Below are 16,492 nucleotides of genomic sequence, written 5' to 3'. Positions count from 1 at the left end.
AAAAACAGACACGTACGACAATTTCGCGCCGCACCGGGTGTTCTCAGGGACGGCGGCGTGTACGGGCGTAGAGAACGACGAGCACCGCGAGCACGACGCCCACCGAGTCGCAGAACCAGTCCCAGAAGTCCTCGTCGCGGCCGATCTGGCCCTGGATGACCTCGGCGATGCCGCCGTACGCGACCAGGATCGGCGCCAGGAAGCGCAGCGGGATGCGGGCGTACGCGCCGACCAACAGCAGGACGACGAACATCATGATGTGCACGACCTTGTCGCTGCCGGCCGGGCCGCTCGGCACATCCGAGGCCGGCGAGAAGAGCATCACCATCGTGATCAGGACCGCCAGCGCGAAAGTGGCCCGAGATAGGGACGAACCAGGACGCCAACGCGACGTGGCGGGACGGGTTGGGGTGCCGGTGGCGTCGGGTCTCATAGTTGTTCCTACTATGCCAAACGGACTAATGATCGGTTACGAACAGACGTCGGCGAGGGGAATTGCGTGCGCTTCAACCTGCGGCCCAGAGCGGACGAGTTCTACGACTTCTTCAAGGAGGCCGCCGACAACCTGGTCAAAGGCGCGGCGATCCTGTCCGAGCTGAGCCTGCCGGACGCCGACCACCAGTCGATCTCGGACCGGCTGGTCGACACCGAGCACGCCAACGACGACGTCACGCACCGGATGTTGCGGACGCTCAACTCGACTTTCGTGACGCCCTTCGATCGCGAGGACATCTACCAGCTCGGGTCGCAGCTGGACGACGTGATGGACCACATGGAGGCGGTCGGCAACCTGATCTACCTCTACGGCCTGTCCAAACTGCCGTCTCTGCCGCGGGAGATGCACGAGCTGATCGAGGTGCTCATCGCCAGCGCGGACCAGACGCTGCAGGCGATGAGCCGGCTCAAGAGCATGCGTGACCTCGAGCCGTACTGGATCGAGGTCAACCGGCTGGAAAACGAGGGCGACCGGGCATACCGGATGCTGCTGGTACGCCTCTTCTCCGGCGAGTACGACGCGCTGACGGTCATGAAGCTCAAGGAAGTCGCCGACGAGCTGGAGGCCGCCGCGGACGCTTTCGAGCACGTGGCGAACACGGTCGAAACCATCGCTGTCAAGGAGTCCTGAACCGGTGGTCATCCCGGTGATAGGCGTGATCCTGGTCGCGATGGCGTTCAACTACACGAACGGGTTCCACGATGCGGCGAACGCGATCGCCACCTCGGTGTCCACCCGGGCGCTTACCCCGCGAGCCGCCCTGGTGCTGGCCGCGGTGGGCAATCTGCTCGGGTCATTCCTCGGAGCAAAGGTGGCCGCGACCGTCGGCAGCGGCATCATCGGCCTGCACACCGGCGGTGCCGGTCTGTTGGTGGTCTTCGCGGCGCTGATCGGCGCGATCGCCTGGAACCTGATCACCTGGTATTTCGGTCTGCCGTCATCCTCATCGCATGCGCTTATCGGCGGCATGGTCGGCGCCGCGATCGCGGCCAGCTCAACGGTGTTGTGGGCCGGCGTGATCGACAAGGTCGTCATACCGATGGTCATCTCGCCGATCGTCGGGGTGATCGCCGGCTACTTCGTGATGCTGGCGATCTACTGGATCTTCCGCCATAAGAACCCCGGCAAACTCAACCGCGGCTTCCGCTGGGCACAGACCTGCTCGGCGGCCGGGATGGCTTTCGGGCACGGCATGCAGGACGCCGCGAAGACCATGGGCATCGTCGTGCTCGCCCTGCAGGTCGGTGGCCTGCAGACTGGGAGCTCGATTCCGCTGTGGGTCTTCTTCGTCTGCGCCGCGGTGTTGTCGGCCGGTACGTACGCCGGTGGCTGGCGGATCATGCGTACGCTTGGTCGCAAGGTGATCGAGCTCGGTCCGCCGCAGGGTTTCGCCGCCGAGGTGACCGCTTCGGTGATCCTCTACGTGGCCGCGATCGGCTTCGGCGCGCCGATCTCCACCACCCACACCATCACCTCCGCGATCATGGGCGTCGGCGCCACCAAGCGGATCTCGGCTGTCCGCTGGGGCGTCGCCGGCAACATCATCACCGCCTGGGTGCTCACGTTTCCCGCCGCCGGCGCGGTAGCTGCTGCCGCTTACGGGGTGTCGGCCCTCTTCGTCTGAGTGCGAGCGGCGAGCAGGCCCCGGAGCGTACGGACGAATTCCTCCGCCTCCAGCGCGAAACCGACGTGGTCACCCGCGAACTCCACCGGCGCGTTGCCCAGCGCCGCGGCAAGGGCCGCGCCCGTACGGTTGGCGAGCTGTCCTTTCGACGTTGCCCCAACACCCACGACGACCTGCGTCGGGATCGCCTTCAGAGCGGCGATATCGACAGCGTAGCCAGTGATCGTACGAAGCATGTGCGCGAAGAAGAGATCCTCGCCGTCATCTGGCGCGTCCGCGGTGACGTCGCCCGCCGGGCCCATGTCTATGCCGGTCAGCGCCATGAATTCGCGCGTCGCCGCCGCCGGTCCCTTGTGGTGGTAAAGCTCGACCAGGTCGAAGATCGCCGCCCGCACCTCCTTGCGGTCGGGCAGCACGTCCACCACCGGCGGCTCGTGCGCGACGAGCGTACGCACCTGGTCCGGGTGCCGCGTCGCCAGCGCCAGCCCGGTGACCGCTCCGCCGCTGCTGCCCAGTACGTCGACGGGTTCGTCGCCGAGCGCCGTCAGCAGCCGGTGTACGTCATCGGCCAGCAGGTCGGCGGTGACGTCCGAGGTCGGGTCTTCGCGGGCGCTCCGGCCGGTGCCGCGCGGATCGTACGTGACGACCGTGTGGTCACCGGACATCAGCGGCGCCAGCGCCGCGAAGCCGCTGCTGTCCATCGGCGCCCCGATCATCACCAGCAGCGGACCCGACCCGCGGATCTCGTAGTGCAGGCGCGCACCGGGAACGTCCAACGTCGACATGAGATGCCCTCTCCGGAGATGGCTTGGCCTTCAGGTTCATGCTGCTCCTGGGCATCGGGAGGAATCGTCCGGCTCGCGGACGACCTCTCGTACGCCGTCAGGTGGTCTTCCGACGAAAAGCCTGGTTGAGGGCGGCGATGGAGGCCAGGATCGTCACCACGAAACCAAGGACGTAAAGCCACACTCCGCTGGTCCCCAGCAGGGTTCCGGCGGTCGGCAGTCGGACGTAGCCGCCGCTGAGGGTGAAACCAACCAACATGAAAAGGCCAACGAAGAGGCCCAGAATTGGCGCCCACTTCCATCGCAGGACTCCGATCAGAAGCGCTGCGACCAGCGAGATCGGGATGGCCGGCGGGATCGTCGGGAAGCCCGGCACGCCGCCGGCGACTTCGAGCGGGACGGCGATCGCCATGGCGACCAGGGCGGTGATGAGGGTGATGCGAGTGGGGGACAGGTAAGCGGGCACGATCGTGACTCCTTGGGTCGAGGTGCCCTCCATACTCGACGCGAGACCGGGCCGCGCCATCCGAGCAGCGGCGACACTGTTCGTACGTAGATTTGCGTACGCCGCAGCCTCGGTCAGGTGAGTGGGGCCTGTTGCCAGCGGGGCTGGGGAGCGGCGAACGGCACTCGGCCTCACTCGCGAAAAAATGTCTCGCGCGCGTCCTCAAACCCACCCCCCACCCGATCACTGGGTGTGATGTCTCAGGACATCGGTGACGGTTTTGCATCAGGACATCGGTGACGATCGGTGTGTCAGGACATTGGTGACGGTTCGATCGTTTTGGGCGTCGGTCGTGGAGTTGTCCGTTGCCGACGTAGGTGCGACCGGGTGCTGCTGGGCTGTGTTGGATGCGGGTGGTGCCCTGCATGTCGGTGATGGCGGTGGCGTCCTGGACGACGATGACGTCCCGGCCGGCGCGGCGGCCGTCGACCAGGTAGGTGACCTTGCGCAGCCGGACGCTGCCCGTTCTACACAGCCCGCATCACGCGGGTGTCCTCGGGCGTCGTAGGCCGGGGCTGCGAGCTTGTAGGCGGGCTGGTCGTGGGGTCTGGGACGGTCGGGTTTGGGCCGTCGGGGATCGACTTTGGGGCCGTTCAACCGGGGCCAAGTGTCACCACCAACCACCACGAAACTGTCACCGATGTCCTGATGCAGAACTGTCACCGATGTCCTGCGAGATAACAACCCGATCACTGGGTGGGGGCAAGAAAACAGTGTGGGTACGACAGTTTCGCGCCGTAGCGGATAGATCTGTGGTCAGGCGATGGCCGCGGTCGTCCGGGTGGCGGCTGCTCGCCGGTGCAGGACTGGGCGGGCCAGTACGAGGTAGCCGGCGGCCAGCACCAGGCCACTGACCAGGCAGCCAATCCACGGGCCGGCCGGCCCGAAGACGCTCAAAGCAGTGGTGCCGGCGGCCGGCGCGAGAATGTACGCCGAGCTTCGGCTGAGGTTGAAAAGCGCCTGGTAGCGGCCTTGCGCGGTGGTCGGGGCGAGATCGGCTATCAGGGACTGCGCGAAGCCGGCGGTACCCAGCTCGCCGATCGTCCACACCACCACCGAGCCGACGAAGGCCCATTGGGAGTGCGCGAGCGCGGTCAGCCCGAAGCCAACGCCCAGCAGCGCGCCGGACGCGGCCTGCACGCGCATCTGGTTGAAGCGGCTCAGCCACGCCGTCGCGAACGGCTGCAGCACGACGATCAGCACGCCGTTGACGGCGAGGGCGATGCCGTACGAGGCCGCCGAGAGTCCAGCGCCGTGCATGGTCAGCGGCAGCGTCACGTCCGCCTGCGTGTAGATGGTCGCGTACAGGGCCGTCAACCCGAGCATGCCGAGCAGAAGTGGATCACGCAGGGCTGTCCGATAGCCGACCGCAGGCTCGTGTGCCGCCGGCTTCGGGCGGGTGTTTGTCTTGGTAGCGAAGAAAATCAATGCTCCGAAGACCAGGCAGGTGGCCGCGTCGAGAACGAAGAGCAGGCCGTAGCCGCGCTCGGCGAGCCACCCGCCAGCCATCGCGCCGACCGCGAAACCGAGGTTGTTGGCCCAGAACAGCAGCCCGTACGCCCGCGCGCGCTGGCTGACGGGCACGATGTCGGCGATCAGCGCGCCCGAAGCCGGCCGATAGAGATCGGCGGCCATCCCGGCGGCGAAGGCGGTGATCGCGATGGTGGGCGTCGTCGAGGCCGCTCCCAGTGCCATAAGTGTGGCCGCGGAGACGACCATGGAGCCGCCGAGAGCGACCCGGCGGTTCAGGTGGTCGGCGAGCAGCCCGCCCAACAGCGGCCCAATCAAGCTGCCGACGCCATAAATCACCAGGATGACGCCGGCCTGCGCAATGGTCAGGCCGCGCGCGACCGTCAGGTAGAGAGCCAGAAACGGTTGTACGAAGGTGCCGAGCCGGTTGGCCAGCATGCCGGTCCACTGCACCCAGAACGCCCGCGGCAGTCCGCCGTACGCGCCGGCAAGGACCTGGCGAAAGCGTCCTGGCGGCGGGCGGAGGTCGGTCACCCGTACGAGCCTTCCGGACCTGGTCGCATCCACCAACCCGATTTCCTGGTAACGTCTTGTTTCTAGAAACGGAGTGTTACTGAGTGTCCAGACTAACCCGTGTTGAGCAACAGCGGCGGACCCATCAGGCCCTGCTGGACGTCGGTCTGGCCGTTTTCCTGCGGTGCGGGTTCCTGGCCACCACTGTCGAGGAGATCGCCGCTGAGGCCGGCTACACGCGTGGCGCTGTCTACAAGCATTTCGGCGGTAAGGAGGGCTTGTGGCAGGCGATCGTCGACGGTCAGGCCGACGCGCAGCTCGCCGGCCTGCGGGAGCTGCTCGACGGAGTGTCCAGCCGCGAGGAACTGGTCGCGGCGCTGAGTCCGCTCGACGGGGTGGCGGTGCAGTGGATCCAGGTGTCCGCCGAGTTCCTGGCCGCGGCCGCCGGCCGGCCGGAAATCGCCGCCGCGATCGTCGGCGCGCAACGCGAACGCGAAGCACTGATCGTCGAGTCGTTGACCCAGTTGTGCGTACGTCTGGACGTACGCCCGGTCATGCCGTTGCCGCAGGTAGTCGCCATGCTGGCCGGCCTCGCCGGCAGCCTCGCCCTGCGGCGGGCGATCGACCCGTCCGTCGACGCGGCCGCTATCACGGCCGGTGTCGTACGGGCGATTTTCCCGCCGGCCGGCACTGATGGGTGACGTGGTGGCGATCGCGGTCTGGAGTGTTTTCCTCGCGGTCATGATGGGAGGCCTCGTCTGGCTGGCCCGCCGCGTCCGGCGACGCGGCGTCGGCAGCAGCGTGCTCAGCCCGATCGAGGAAATCTGGCACCCGGCCATCCGGGAGTTCCGGTTCGAGACCGAGGCCTACGAGGAACGCATGGTGCCGATGCGGACTCCCGACGATCCCCTGCACCCTGACTGACCCTGGCGAACTCGCACGACAACGTCGAGTTCCCCCAGGGCGGCGTACGGGAGGCGACCCCCGCTCGAGCAGCCACCACCTACCACCCGACTCCTTTACATAGGGTGCGGCTTAAAACTGTCGTACCCCTCCGACAGATTTGCCCCCACCCAGTGACGGGTGGGGGGCGGGTTCGAGGACCAATGTTCAACGAAAAATTAAGGTCCACCTCTCGACCCACCCCCCCGCCCGTTCAAAGGGAGGGGGAAAGAAAAACAGACACGTACGACAATTTCGCGCCCCACTCGGCGTGTTGGGCTCCGACACGGTCGTGGCCGGTCTCGGCGTTTCGCTGCTAAGACGACGACAGCAGCGTCAAGTTCGCGGCGCTCGGTGTCGAGTGCGGCACAATATCCCGCAGTCGACGTCGAGTGCGGGACATTGTGCTGCGGTCGATGAGCTGGTGGCCGTCCAGCGGCACGAAAAGTGTGGCATTCGCCGAACGCCACCCCAAAGCGTTCGGTGCCCAGTGGCGCATCACTGCGTCACTCGCCGAGCGCCACCAATGTTGTGTCACTCGGCGAGCCGCCACCGCGGTTCGCAGGGGCCGCCCGCGCGGGGGACGGAGAAACCCGTCTCCCACCGCCAAAAGGTGGACAAGTCCTCGGCCGAGCACCCACCACCGAACATCCGACTTTGCCGGGGGCGCCTGAGCCAGCGTGTCGGGGCGCACGACACTAGCTGACGGTGTCGAACCACGGGTCGTCGCCGGAATCCAGCGGCGGGCGTTCGCCGCTGACCAGGTAGCGGACCTCCTCGCCGATGGAGGCGGCGTGGTCGGCGAAGCGTTCGTAATAGCGGCTGATCAGGGTCGTGTCGATGGCCGCCGCCACGCCATGGGACCAGTTGTTGAGCAGTATCAGGAAAAGTTTGCGGTGCAACGCGTCCATCGCGTCGTCGTCCGCGACGAGTTCGGCGGCCAGGGTGGCGTCCAGTCGGGCGACCACCGAGCCGGCCTTGAGGATGAGCCGCTCGGCCACGTCGGCCATGTCGGTGATGACCGAGAGCAGTTCGGCCGGGACGGCCGGCGCCGGATATCGGCGCTCGGCAATGGTGGCGAGGTGCGACGACAGCACGCCCATCCGATGCAGATTCGCGGCCGACCGCAGAGCCGCCAGCACCGTACGCAAGTCGCTCGCGACCGGCTGCTGCATGGCCAACACGACATAAACGTCGTGCTCGACCGCGGCCGCGAGCGCGCTGATCTCCGTGCGGAGGTCGCGCACTCGCGGGACCGGGTCGATCGACACGGTCAGCAGCGCGGCACTGGCGTCCGAGATCGCGTCCCGGGTCAGTCCCGTCATGCGTACGAGAGTGGACCGGACGTCCGCGATCTGAACCAGAAACTCACTGCGCTGGACCACCTGCGCACTTTATCCGAAGCGCCCGGTGATGTAGTCCTCAGTGCCTTTTTGGGAAGGGTTGGTGAAGATCTTCTGGGTGTCGGCCATCTCGATCAGCTTGCCGGGCTTGCCGACCGCGGCGAGGTTGAAAAACGCCGTACGATCGCTGACCCGCGCCGCCTGCTGCATGTTGTGTGTGACGATGACGATCGTGTAGCGCTCTTTCAGCTCGCTGATCAGGTCCTCGATCGCGAGCGTGGAGATCGGGTCCAGCGCCGAGCACGGCTCGTCCATCAGCAGCACCTGCGGCTCGACCGCGATCGCGCGGGCGATGCACAGCCGCTGTTGCTGGCCGCCGGACAGGCCAGCGCCGGGCTTGCTCAGCCGGTCCGAGACCTCGTTCCAGAGGTTGGCACCCTTGAGCGCTTTCTCCACGATCTCGTCGAGCTTCTTTTTTGGTTGCCGGCCCTGAAGTTTCAACCCCGCGACCACGTTGTCATAGATCGACATGGTGGGGAAAGGGTTGGGACGCTGGAAAACCATCCCGATTGTCCGGCGTACGTTCACCGGGTCGACCGAGCTGTGATAGATGTCCTCGCCGTCCAGCAGCACCTTGCCCTCGACCCTGGCACCCGGAATCACCTCGTGCATCCGGTTCAGCGTCCGCAGGAAAGTCGACTTCCCGCAGCCGGACGGGCCGATGAACGCGGTCACGCTCCGCGGTTCCACGGTCATCGAAACGCCTTCAACGGCAAGGAACTTGCCGTAGTAGACGTTCAGATCGGATACGTCGATGCTTTTTGCCATCGCGATTCTTGTCCTTCTGGTAGCTAGCCGCGGGCCTTGGTGAACCGGGCGGCGAACCGCGCCAGCGCGTTCAACAACATGATGATGATGATCAGTACGAGAGCCGCCGCCCACGCCCGGTAGAACGCCGGCGCGGTGGTGCTGCCGGCCGCCGTGGTCAGCTGCTCGAAAATGTACGTCGGCAACGTCGTCATCGGGTTCGGGTCGGTCAGCGAAAGACTGAACGGATCGAAGTTGATCTTCGGGTTTGTCCCGACCAGCAACAGCAGCGGGGCGGTTTCGCCCATCGCGCGGGCGATGCCCAGCACAATGCCGGTGACGATGCCGGAGAAGGCGGTCGGCAGCACCACCTTGGTAATAGTCCGCCATTTCGGTACGCCGAGCGCGTACGAGGCCTCGCGCAGCTCGGACGGGACCAGCTTCAGCATTTCCTCGCTGTTGCGTACGACCACCGGCAACATCAGGATTACCAGCGCCAGCGCGCCGGCGAAACCGGAGAACTGGAATCCCAGTGCCAGCAACCAGAAAGCGTAGATGAACAGACCGGCCACAATGGACGGTACGCCCATCATCAGGTCGACGAAGAAGCTGATCGCCCGGGCCAGCCGTTTGCCCTGCCCGTATTCGACCAAATAGACCGCGGTCAGAATGCCAATGGGCACCGCGATCACCGCGGTGATCAGGCTGATCAGCAGCGTCCCGATGATCGCGTGGTAAATGCCGCCGCCGTCTTTGGCCGGGTCGATGAGAAACATCGAGTGGGTCAGGAAGGTCGGCGTCAACTCACGGTATCCGCGTAGGACGGTGAAAACCGCGATCGACAGCAGCGGCGCGACGGCCAACACGAAAGCGGTGTAGACGGCGGTCGTACAAAGCCGGTCCCGAGCCTGCCGGGAGCCTTCCACCGCGAAGCTCGCGACGGTCAGCGCGAGCGCGAAGATCACGCCGGCCAGTACGCTGAAACCGAGTGCGCTGCGGTTGCCGGTGAGGGCGAACAGGATCGCCACCAACACGATCGCGCCGCCGGCGATCGCCCACGGCGACCAGCGTGGCAATTTGTTGCCACGCAATGAATCCCGGAGCTCAGAGGGAACAGTGGTCACGGGTTCAGCCCTTCTGCTGCCGGCGCAGGATCAGCTGCGACACCGAGTTGACCAGCAGGGTGATCACGAACAGGCAGAGGCCGGACGCGATCAACGCACCGGTGCCCACGTCGCCGGCTTCGTTGTATTTCAAGGCGATGTTCGACGCGAACGTGATGCCGCCGTCCTCCAGGATGTGGATGTTCAGGTTGTACGCGGCGGAAAGGATCGTCGCGACCGCGAGCGTCTCGCCGAGCGCACGGCCCAGACCCAGCATCGCGGCCGAAACCAGGCCGGCGCGGCCGAAGGGCAGCACCGAGAGCCGGATCATTTCCCAGCGGGTGGCGCCCAGCGCCAGCGCGCCCTCGATGTGCGTGGTGGGCACTTGGCGGAAAATCTCCCGGGCGATGGCTGAGACGATCGGCAGGATCATGATCGCCAGCACCAGTCCGGCGGTGAAGTCCGACCGGTTCGCCGGAATGCTGTCCTGGCGATAGTTGAAAATCACCGTCCAGCCGAGCCAGTGGGACAGGAACTGGTTGACCTCGACCAGGTTCGGTGCCAGGAAGAACAGGCCCCACAGGCCAAAGACGACCGACGGTACGGCGGCCAGCAGGTCGACCAGGTAGCCCAGCGCCGAGGCGATCCGGCGGGGTGCGTAGAAGGTGATGAAAAGCGCGATACCGATCGCGATCGGCACGGCCACCACCATCGCGATGATCGACGTGAGAACCGTGTGGAAAGTCAGCGCGGCGATGCCGAAGGCCGGCTTTGAGGTCGGGCCGTTCGCGTCTGGGAACCAGTCGGTCGAGGTGAAGAAGTTGGCGGTGTCCTTGCCCAGCGCTGGGATCGCCTTGTAGACCAGGAAAGCCGCGATCGCGGCCATGATGATCAGGATCAGCGTGCCGGCACCGGTGGAAACGCCGCGGAAGACCGAGTCGCCGAGCTTGGTCGACCTGGCGTCCGAAAGCCTGGTGCGTACGGGCTCATCGGCGACTTTGACGGCGGAGGCCGGCGCCAGCTCGGCGGCGTCGGCGGGCGCGTGCTCGGTCACCGGCAGGACGCCGCTCTCGCCGGCGATGTCGCGGGCCACCTCTCGGCGTTCGGCCGCCGACTCGGTCACCTCGACCCGTACCGACAGCGGCGCGCGCCCGGGTTGCTGACTGTCATCCGGCATTGCCGTACCTGCCTTGGGCTCCGGGGGCTCCATGACTGGAGCTCGTACGACCGAGTGGCCGCCGCGTCAGCGACGACCACTCGGTGCTGTTTGTCGGATTTGTGACCACTAGCTGATCGTCGCCACCGCGGCCTGGACCTTGGTCTGCAGATCCTTGGGGAGCTTGGCGTGACCGGCCGCGGCCGCCGCGTCCTGGCCCTCGTCGCTGGAGGTGTAGGTCAGGAACGACTTGACCAGCTTCGACTGCGCCGCCGGCAGACCCTTCTGGCAGGTGATCTCGTACGTCACGAGGCCCAGCGGGTACGCGCCGGCCTGCTTCAGGCCGTAGTTCAGGGTGAGTTTGATGTCGCTGCCGGTCTGCGTCACCTTGGCGGCCGCGACCGCGGTGCCGATGGTGTCGGTGGACAGCTCCACCGCGCCCTGGCCGAAGTCCAGCGCGGCGATGACGAGGCTGTTCTTCTTGGCGTCGGCGCCATCCACGTACGCGATGGAAGCGTCAGTGGACTTGATCGCGGAGACCACGTCGGCCGAGCCGGGTACGCCCTTGCCGCCCGGGGCCTTCCAGGCCTGGCCGGTGCCGAACGTCCAGATGCTCTTGGACTGCGCGTCCAGGAACTTGGCGAAGTTGTCGGTGGTGCCGGAGTCCTTCGACCGGTGCACCGTGGTGATGGTGGTCGCCGGCAGCGTCACGCCCGGGTTCGACTTGGCGATGGCCGGGTCGTTCCACTTGGTGATCTTGCCGGCGAAGATGCTGGCGACCGCATCCGGCGTCAGCGTCAGCTTGCTGACGTTCTTCAGGTTGAAGGCCACCGCGATCGGGCTGACGACCATCGGCAGGTCGACCGCCTTGTTGCCGGCCCCGCAGCGCTTGTCGGCGGCCGGCTGGTTGGTGTCCTTCAGGGACGAGTCGGAGCCGGCGAAGGCGACCTTCCCGGCGGTGAACGAGGTGACGCCGGCGCCCGAGCCGGTCTTGTTGTAGGTGACGCTCGCGCCGCACTTCTTGCCGTACCCCTGCGTCCAGGCGTCCATCGCGTTGCCCTGGGCCGTCGAGCCCTCCGCGCTGATCTGGCCGGTGGCGCAGTCGGAGCTGCCGGCGCTGGCGCTGCCGGACGCGTTGGCGGTGGGGGTGTTGTCCGATCCACAACCGGCGAGCGCAACGGCGCTCGCTGCGGTCACTGCCAGAAGGCAGGCTGAGACGCCGTGCCGCTGCAACTTCACGTTCTTGTCCTCCGAGAGCAGCTGTTCCCGGCAGCGTTGCCGGGAACCGGCGGAATCCGCCGGTCGTCGCAAAGTTAGGGAGGCCAGGTTGCGCGAGGTGCGGCTGAGGGTAAACGGAGAGTGAACTTCACCCGATGTGTTGAAGGTCATCACGGAAAACGGGACATTGCGCCTGGGTGAACCGGCCCCACCGAAAAATGCCCCTGTGGATAACCGGCCTTTCGACGGAATTAGCCCGTCCGATCGGGTAATAATGGGCCCCCACCCTTTGCTCGGGTGGGGGGTGGGTTTGAGGAAAAAAATACGCTCGAAAACGATCTTGGGCCGGAATTCACGAATCAGTGGACAGCAGTTCTCCTGCTTTTACAACGATGTTCATCCAGTCGCTCAGCGGACCTGGAACATCACGTCGCTGGTGGCGTTTTCGAAGCCCAGCCGACGATAAAGACCAACGGCCGGTTCGTTGTCCTCTTCGACGTAAAGCATCGCGTCGGTGTGACCGGTGTCCCGCAGATAGGCCAGCCCGATGATCGACAACGCCTTCGCGAGCCCGATGCCCTGCGCCTGCGGGCTGACGCCGAGGACATAGATCTCGCCCAGCGTACGCGAATGTGCCTTCGTCCAATGGAAACCCAGGAGTCCGGCGGCTGACTCGGCCAGAAAGAAACCGGCCGGGTCGAACCACGGCTCGGCGAACCTGGCGGTCAGATCCTGCTCAGTCCAGCCGCCCTGCTCGGGGTGATGGGAGAAAGCGGCCGCGTTGAGTTTCAGCCAGGCACTGTCGTCGTCGCCGACGGCGAAGGTGCGTACGCGTACGTCCGCCGGCAGTTTTGGCTCCGGCAATGGCAAAGACAACGGCCGGCGCAGTTGCCACAGCACCCGCGCGCGCTCCATCCCGAGCGAAGCCGCCAACGCGAGCGCACCGGGATGCTCGTTGTGCGCCCATACCCGCCGCGCTCCGGCTTGGATCGCCGCGACCAGCAGCCGCCGCCCGATGCCCGCACGTCGTACGGACGGATGCACGACCAGCTCAGCCGACTCGTCCGCGTCGACCTGCGCATAGCCGACGATGCCGCCGGGCTCGCCGCGTACCACCAAATGCACCACGTCGACACTGGTCAACCGCAGTCGACCGGCCTCGGACAGCGGACCGGACCGGTCCGTCTCGGTGGCCGCCGCGATCAGGTTCAGTACGGCCGACGCATCGCTTTCGGTCAGCGCTGGCGGGCGTTCGACGGTTGTCATATCCGTTGCAATGATCGCGGGCGGGTCTGCATTCCTAGAGACGAACGACCGGTGCGGGTGCTTCTTCGGGGAGCGCGCGTGCGGACGGGCCGACGAACTTGTAGCCGACCTGGCGGACCGTGCCGATCATCGTCTCGAACTCCAGGCCGAGCTTGGCCCGCAGCCGCCGGACGTGCACGTCGACCGTACGGGTGCCGCCGAAGTAGTCGTAACCCCAGACCTCGCGCAACAGCTGGTCCCGGGTGAAGACCCGGCCGGGGTGCTGGGCCAGGAAGCGGAGCAGCTCGAACTCCTTGTAAGTGAGGTCGAGCGGTCGGCCCTTGATCTTGGCGGCGTAGGTGGCGGTGTCGATCACCAGGTCACCGGCTCGGATGACGCCCACCTTGTCGCCGGTGGTGTCCTCGGCCTGTCGGCCGGTCACCATCCGTAGCCGCGCCTCGACCTCGGCTGGGCCGGTGGTGGCCAGGATCAGGTCGTCGATGCCCCATTCCGCGGTGAGCGCGACCAGGCCGCCTTCGGTGAGCACGGCGAGCAGCGGCACGTTGAGACCGGTGGCCCGGAGCACCCGACAGGTGGCGCGGGCGCCGGCAATGTCCGTACGGGCGTCCACCATGACCACGTCCGGACTGGTGGTGTGGAGGAGTGACCGAACGTCACGCGGAGCCGATCGAGTGGTGTGTCCAAGCAGGTCCAGTGCCGGCAGTACGGCAGCGGGTGCGTCGTCGGACATGACGAGAATGTCCATTTTTCGCCCCTCCCTACATTCTCCTGTAGCGATGCAGAATATCGGAGATCTGGCCGAATGGGGCCGTGCGAGTGGTCGAGAGGTTGATCACGGAGGGTTTTCTCCGCTGGTAGCCGGGTACCTGTGCTGCCGTCAGCTCTGGCACCGATGGTCCGTTAAGGCATCCAATGTCCTTAATGAGACATCCAGGCCACCGGGTTTGCCCGTGATGGGCCATCAAGGGCAAGTCTCGGGGGCGGAGAGGGGCCGTTGGCATGGCACGATCGTGGGGATGAGTACGGACCCGGGGACCTACCCACCGGCCGGCCAGGCAGTGTCTGCTGGCGGGCCCGCTGGTGGTGCCAGTGCCGACGGCGTCGGTGCCGGGATGGACGGCGGGATCGAGACGGCCAGCGTGTCGGCGGCTCCAGCGGTCTCCGCCGCCGCGGCGGCCGGCGCTCCCGGCTGGGGCCCGCCGGCAGACAGCGGATACGACGCTGCCTCCGCCGGTCCGTACGACACGCCTGCTGGTTCGTACGACGTTGCCGAGTACGACGTTGCCGAGTACGCGCCCGCCGACGAAGGCGCGGCCGCGTACGACCCGAACGCGTACGGCTACGGATCGCCCGGCGACACTGCCTACCCACCGCAGCCGTACCCACCGCAGCCGTACGAACAACAGCCGAACGATCAGGACCACCCCCAGGGCGAGACCCCGGGTGGGTATGGCCAGCCCGCCTACGGGGCCACTCAGCCGCCATCCGAGCCGGCTCAGCCGGCCGCTGCCCAGAGCCCGTACGAATATCCGGCCTACCACTCGACCACCCCGCCGGCCTCGTTGCTGGACGACGACGACCACCAGGTGGAGCCGTTAGACGTCACCCCGCCGCCGCGTGAGCAGCCGTCCGGCCTGCCGCCGCGGGCGGTTTCGGCCGTCCTTGGCGTGGTGGCCGCGTTGCTGGCCGGGGCGTTGGGAGCCGGTGGCGGCCTGCTCAGCCCGACGGCGTACACGGGAGTCGTGGTGCTCGCGCAGCTGCTGGTGGCGGCCGTGTGGGTGTTTGGCGGGCACTCGGCGAACCGGTGGGGAGTGGCCGGGGTGTCGCTGACCGCGGCCCTGGTCGCGGACGGTTTCATGCTGATTCAGGGCGGTCCGTTGGGCGCCCTCGGCTACCACGTGATGCCCGGCACCGGCACTGGGCCGGACCTGTCGGCGGTGGTCGGCGTGGTCGCGATCGCCTGGATCGCGATGATCCTGGTGCAGCTCGGCCGCGGCCGAAAGCGCGCGCAGGTGACCGGGGCTTTCGGCGCCGCGATGGTGCTGACGGTGACGATGGTCGGCTATGGCGCGTCGATCGCGCTCGTCCGCAACCAGGGCGCCGGCGTGCTGGCCGGCTTCCTCGCGATGGCCGGGGCGGCGGCGCTGCTCAGCCACGCCACCGACGCGGCGCTGCCGCGGCCGGCGATCGCCCCGGGCGTGCCGCGCGGCCTGGTCGGGCTGGCGATCGGCGCGGTCGGCGCCGCTGGCGCGGGTGTGCTGGTGGCGAAGCTGGTCGCCATCGGCCCGTTGTACGCCGGGCTGCTCGGGCTTGGCGTCGGACTGGTCACCATGTTGCTGGACCTCGGCCAGGCGTACGCGGTGGCCGGCCGGTTGGCCGCCGGTGAACAGCTCGCCGGCTCGACCATCCGGCCGTTGCTCGGGCCGTGCCTGGCGCTGGCGATGACCATCCTGGGCGCGTGGACTTATGGAGCGGTGGTTCTTTGAGCGAGGGTGCTTTGAGTGAACTGTTCGACGTCGATGTCGTACGCCCACGCAAGCGTCGCCGCGGGCGGCGGTGGGTGATCGCGCTGCTGGTGATCCTGCTGATACTGGTGGTCCTGTTGGTGGTGGCTGATCGGGCTTCCGCCTCGTACGCACAGGACCGGCTGAAGACCCAGTTGGCGAGCACGCTGGCCAAAGATGGCGGGACCGTCCAGTCCGTGCAGTTGGAGGGCTTCCCGTTTCTCAACCAGGTCATCGGCGGGCACTACACCGGCCTGGACGCGCACATCGTGGATGTGCCGCTGTCCGGGCTGCAGCTGAGTTCGCTGACGGTGACCGCGACGGACATCACCTGGCCGCTCAACGACGTGGTCAACCAGCGGCTCTCGGCCGCCATCGCGGACCGGGTGGATGCCACCGCGGTGCTGCCGCTGTCCCGGATCGCCGCGCCGCTGGCCCCGCGCGGGGTCAAGCTGAGCGCCGAGGGCGCCAACATCCGGATCAGCGCGCCGGCCGAGATCGCGGGCCTGGGCGGAGTGGTCAGTGGCCTCGCCACCGTCGGGGTGACCAACGGCCAGCTGACCATCAGCCTGTCCAAACTGACCATCGGCGGCGTGCCGTTGCCCGCCGCGGCGGGCAACGCGCTGACCGGCCAGCTGGCCCGTTTCGTGAAGTCTCCGCAGCTGCCGTACGGTCTGCGCCTGAGTTCGGTCAAGCTGGTCGGGCAGAATCTGGTCATTGATGCCGGCGCTCGCCAGGTGCACCTTACGGCTGGCTAACG

The 16,492-nt window shown here is 67.0% G+C and carries 17 protein-coding genes; 6 read left to right on the top strand and 11 right to left on the bottom strand.

The genetic code is table 11. From position 1 onward, the window contains the following. Nucleotides 1-43: 43 nt before the first annotated feature. Entirely contained in the window at nucleotides 44-433 is a 390-nt protein-coding gene (locus ABD301_RS27480; RefSeq protein ID WP_163571456.1) for a VanZ family protein, read from the bottom strand. A gap of 66 nt (nucleotides 434-499) precedes the next feature. Between ABD301_RS27480 and ABD301_RS27475 the strand changes: the two genes are divergently transcribed. Both ABD301_RS27475 and ABD301_RS27470 read left to right on the top strand, forming a co-directional pair. Then, nucleotides 500-1,126 (top strand): DUF47 domain-containing protein, encoded by a 627-nt coding sequence (locus tag ABD301_RS27475; protein WP_344313303.1) that lies wholly within the window; start codon nucleotides 500-502, stop codon nucleotides 1,124-1,126. 4 nt (nucleotides 1,127-1,130) lie between these two features. Beyond that, nucleotides 1,131-2,120 (top strand): inorganic phosphate transporter, encoded by a 990-nt coding sequence (locus ABD301_RS27470; RefSeq protein WP_425551988.1) that lies wholly within the window; start codon nucleotides 1,131-1,133, stop codon nucleotides 2,118-2,120. On the opposite strand, the gene ABD301_RS27465 is transcribed toward ABD301_RS27470, so the two are convergent. The 3 genes from ABD301_RS27465 to ABD301_RS27455 all read right to left on the bottom strand — a co-directional run bounded on the left by ABD301_RS27465 (nucleotide 2,093) and on the right by ABD301_RS27455 (nucleotide 5,414). Beyond that, entirely contained in the window at nucleotides 2,093-2,905 is an 813-nt protein-coding gene (locus ABD301_RS27465) for an alpha/beta fold hydrolase (RefSeq protein WP_344313302.1), read from the bottom strand. The two genes, ABD301_RS27470 and ABD301_RS27465, sit on opposite strands and share 28 nt — an antisense overlap. A gap of 97 nt (nucleotides 2,906-3,002) precedes the next feature. Then, nucleotides 3,003-3,371 carry a hypothetical protein gene (locus ABD301_RS27460; protein ID WP_344313301.1) on the bottom strand — a complete coding sequence of 123 codons (369 nt, stop codon included), beginning with the start codon at nucleotides 3,369-3,371 and terminating at the stop codon, nucleotides 3,003-3,005. Nucleotides 3,372-4,166: 795 nt separating this feature from the next. Continuing rightward, a complete protein-coding gene (locus ABD301_RS27455) occupies nucleotides 4,167-5,414 on the bottom strand; it encodes an MDR family MFS transporter (RefSeq protein WP_344313300.1) in 1,248 nt (415 codons plus the stop codon). Between the two features lie 83 nt (nucleotides 5,415-5,497). On the opposite strand from ABD301_RS27455, the gene ABD301_RS27450 reads away from it, so the two are divergent. Together ABD301_RS27450 and ABD301_RS27445 are read left to right on the top strand one after the other, a co-directional pair. Continuing rightward, nucleotides 5,498-6,094, top strand: coding sequence for a TetR/AcrR family transcriptional regulator (locus ABD301_RS27450; RefSeq protein ID WP_163571464.1), 597 nt, complete (start codon nucleotides 5,498-5,500; stop codon nucleotides 6,092-6,094). Nucleotides 6,095-6,098: 4 nt separating this feature from the next. Further along, nucleotides 6,099-6,317 carry a hypothetical protein gene (locus ABD301_RS27445; RefSeq protein ID WP_163571466.1) on the top strand — a complete coding sequence of 73 codons (219 nt, stop codon included), beginning with the start codon at nucleotides 6,099-6,101 and terminating at the stop codon, nucleotides 6,315-6,317. A gap of 716 nt (nucleotides 6,318-7,033) precedes the next feature. Here the strand turns inward: ABD301_RS27445 and ABD301_RS27440 are convergent. The 7 genes from ABD301_RS27440 to ABD301_RS27410 all read right to left on the bottom strand — a co-directional run bounded on the left by ABD301_RS27440 (nucleotide 7,034) and on the right by ABD301_RS27410 (nucleotide 13,973). Continuing rightward, nucleotides 7,034-7,720, bottom strand: a complete 687-nt coding sequence (locus ABD301_RS27440; RefSeq protein WP_279581931.1) for a phosphate signaling complex PhoU family protein — start codon at nucleotides 7,718-7,720, stop codon at nucleotides 7,034-7,036. Nucleotides 7,721-7,729: 9 nt separating this feature from the next. Further along, nucleotides 7,730-8,506 carry a phosphate ABC transporter ATP-binding protein PstB gene (pstB, locus tag ABD301_RS27435; RefSeq protein ID WP_163571470.1) on the bottom strand — a complete coding sequence of 259 codons (777 nt, stop codon included), beginning with the start codon at nucleotides 8,504-8,506 and terminating at the stop codon, nucleotides 7,730-7,732. 23 nt (nucleotides 8,507-8,529) lie between these two features. Then, nucleotides 8,530-9,609 (bottom strand): phosphate ABC transporter permease PstA, encoded by a 1,080-nt coding sequence (pstA, locus tag ABD301_RS27430; protein WP_344313299.1) that lies wholly within the window; start codon nucleotides 9,607-9,609, stop codon nucleotides 8,530-8,532. Between the two features lie 4 nt (nucleotides 9,610-9,613). After that, nucleotides 9,614-10,765 (bottom strand): phosphate ABC transporter permease subunit PstC, encoded by a 1,152-nt coding sequence (pstC, locus tag ABD301_RS27425; protein ID WP_344313298.1) that lies wholly within the window; start codon nucleotides 10,763-10,765, stop codon nucleotides 9,614-9,616. Between the two features lie 108 nt (nucleotides 10,766-10,873). Next, entirely contained in the window at nucleotides 10,874-11,941 is a 1,068-nt protein-coding gene (gene pstS, locus ABD301_RS27420; protein ID WP_344313297.1) for a phosphate ABC transporter substrate-binding protein PstS, read from the bottom strand. A gap of 429 nt (nucleotides 11,942-12,370) precedes the next feature. After that, nucleotides 12,371-13,228 (bottom strand): mycothiol synthase, encoded by an 858-nt coding sequence (mshD, locus tag ABD301_RS27415; RefSeq protein WP_163571472.1) that lies wholly within the window; start codon nucleotides 13,226-13,228, stop codon nucleotides 12,371-12,373. Between the two features lie 34 nt (nucleotides 13,229-13,262). After that, nucleotides 13,263-13,973, bottom strand: a complete 711-nt coding sequence (locus tag ABD301_RS27410) for a winged helix-turn-helix transcriptional regulator (RefSeq protein WP_344313295.1) — start codon at nucleotides 13,971-13,973, stop codon at nucleotides 13,263-13,265. 271 nt (nucleotides 13,974-14,244) lie between these two features. On the opposite strand from ABD301_RS27410, the gene ABD301_RS27405 reads away from it, so the two are divergent. Then, nucleotides 14,245-15,714: a hypothetical protein gene (locus ABD301_RS27405; protein WP_344313294.1), complete on the top strand. Its 1,470-nt coding sequence runs from the start codon at nucleotides 14,245-14,247 to the stop codon at nucleotides 15,712-15,714. A gap of 11 nt (nucleotides 15,715-15,725) precedes the next feature. After that, nucleotides 15,726-16,490 (top strand): LmeA family phospholipid-binding protein, encoded by a 765-nt coding sequence (locus ABD301_RS27400; protein WP_344313293.1) that lies wholly within the window; start codon nucleotides 15,726-15,728, stop codon nucleotides 16,488-16,490. The last annotated feature ends 2 nt before the right edge of the window (nucleotides 16,491-16,492 follow it).

This window comes from Fodinicola feengrottensis, from assembly GCF_039530045.1.
In the GTDB taxonomy this organism is placed as follows: Bacteria; Actinomycetota; Actinomycetes; order Mycobacteriales; family HKI-0501; genus Fodinicola; species Fodinicola feengrottensis.
Note: the sequence above shows the minus strand (reverse complement) of the source record. Positions and strands in the feature narration are given on the sequence as shown.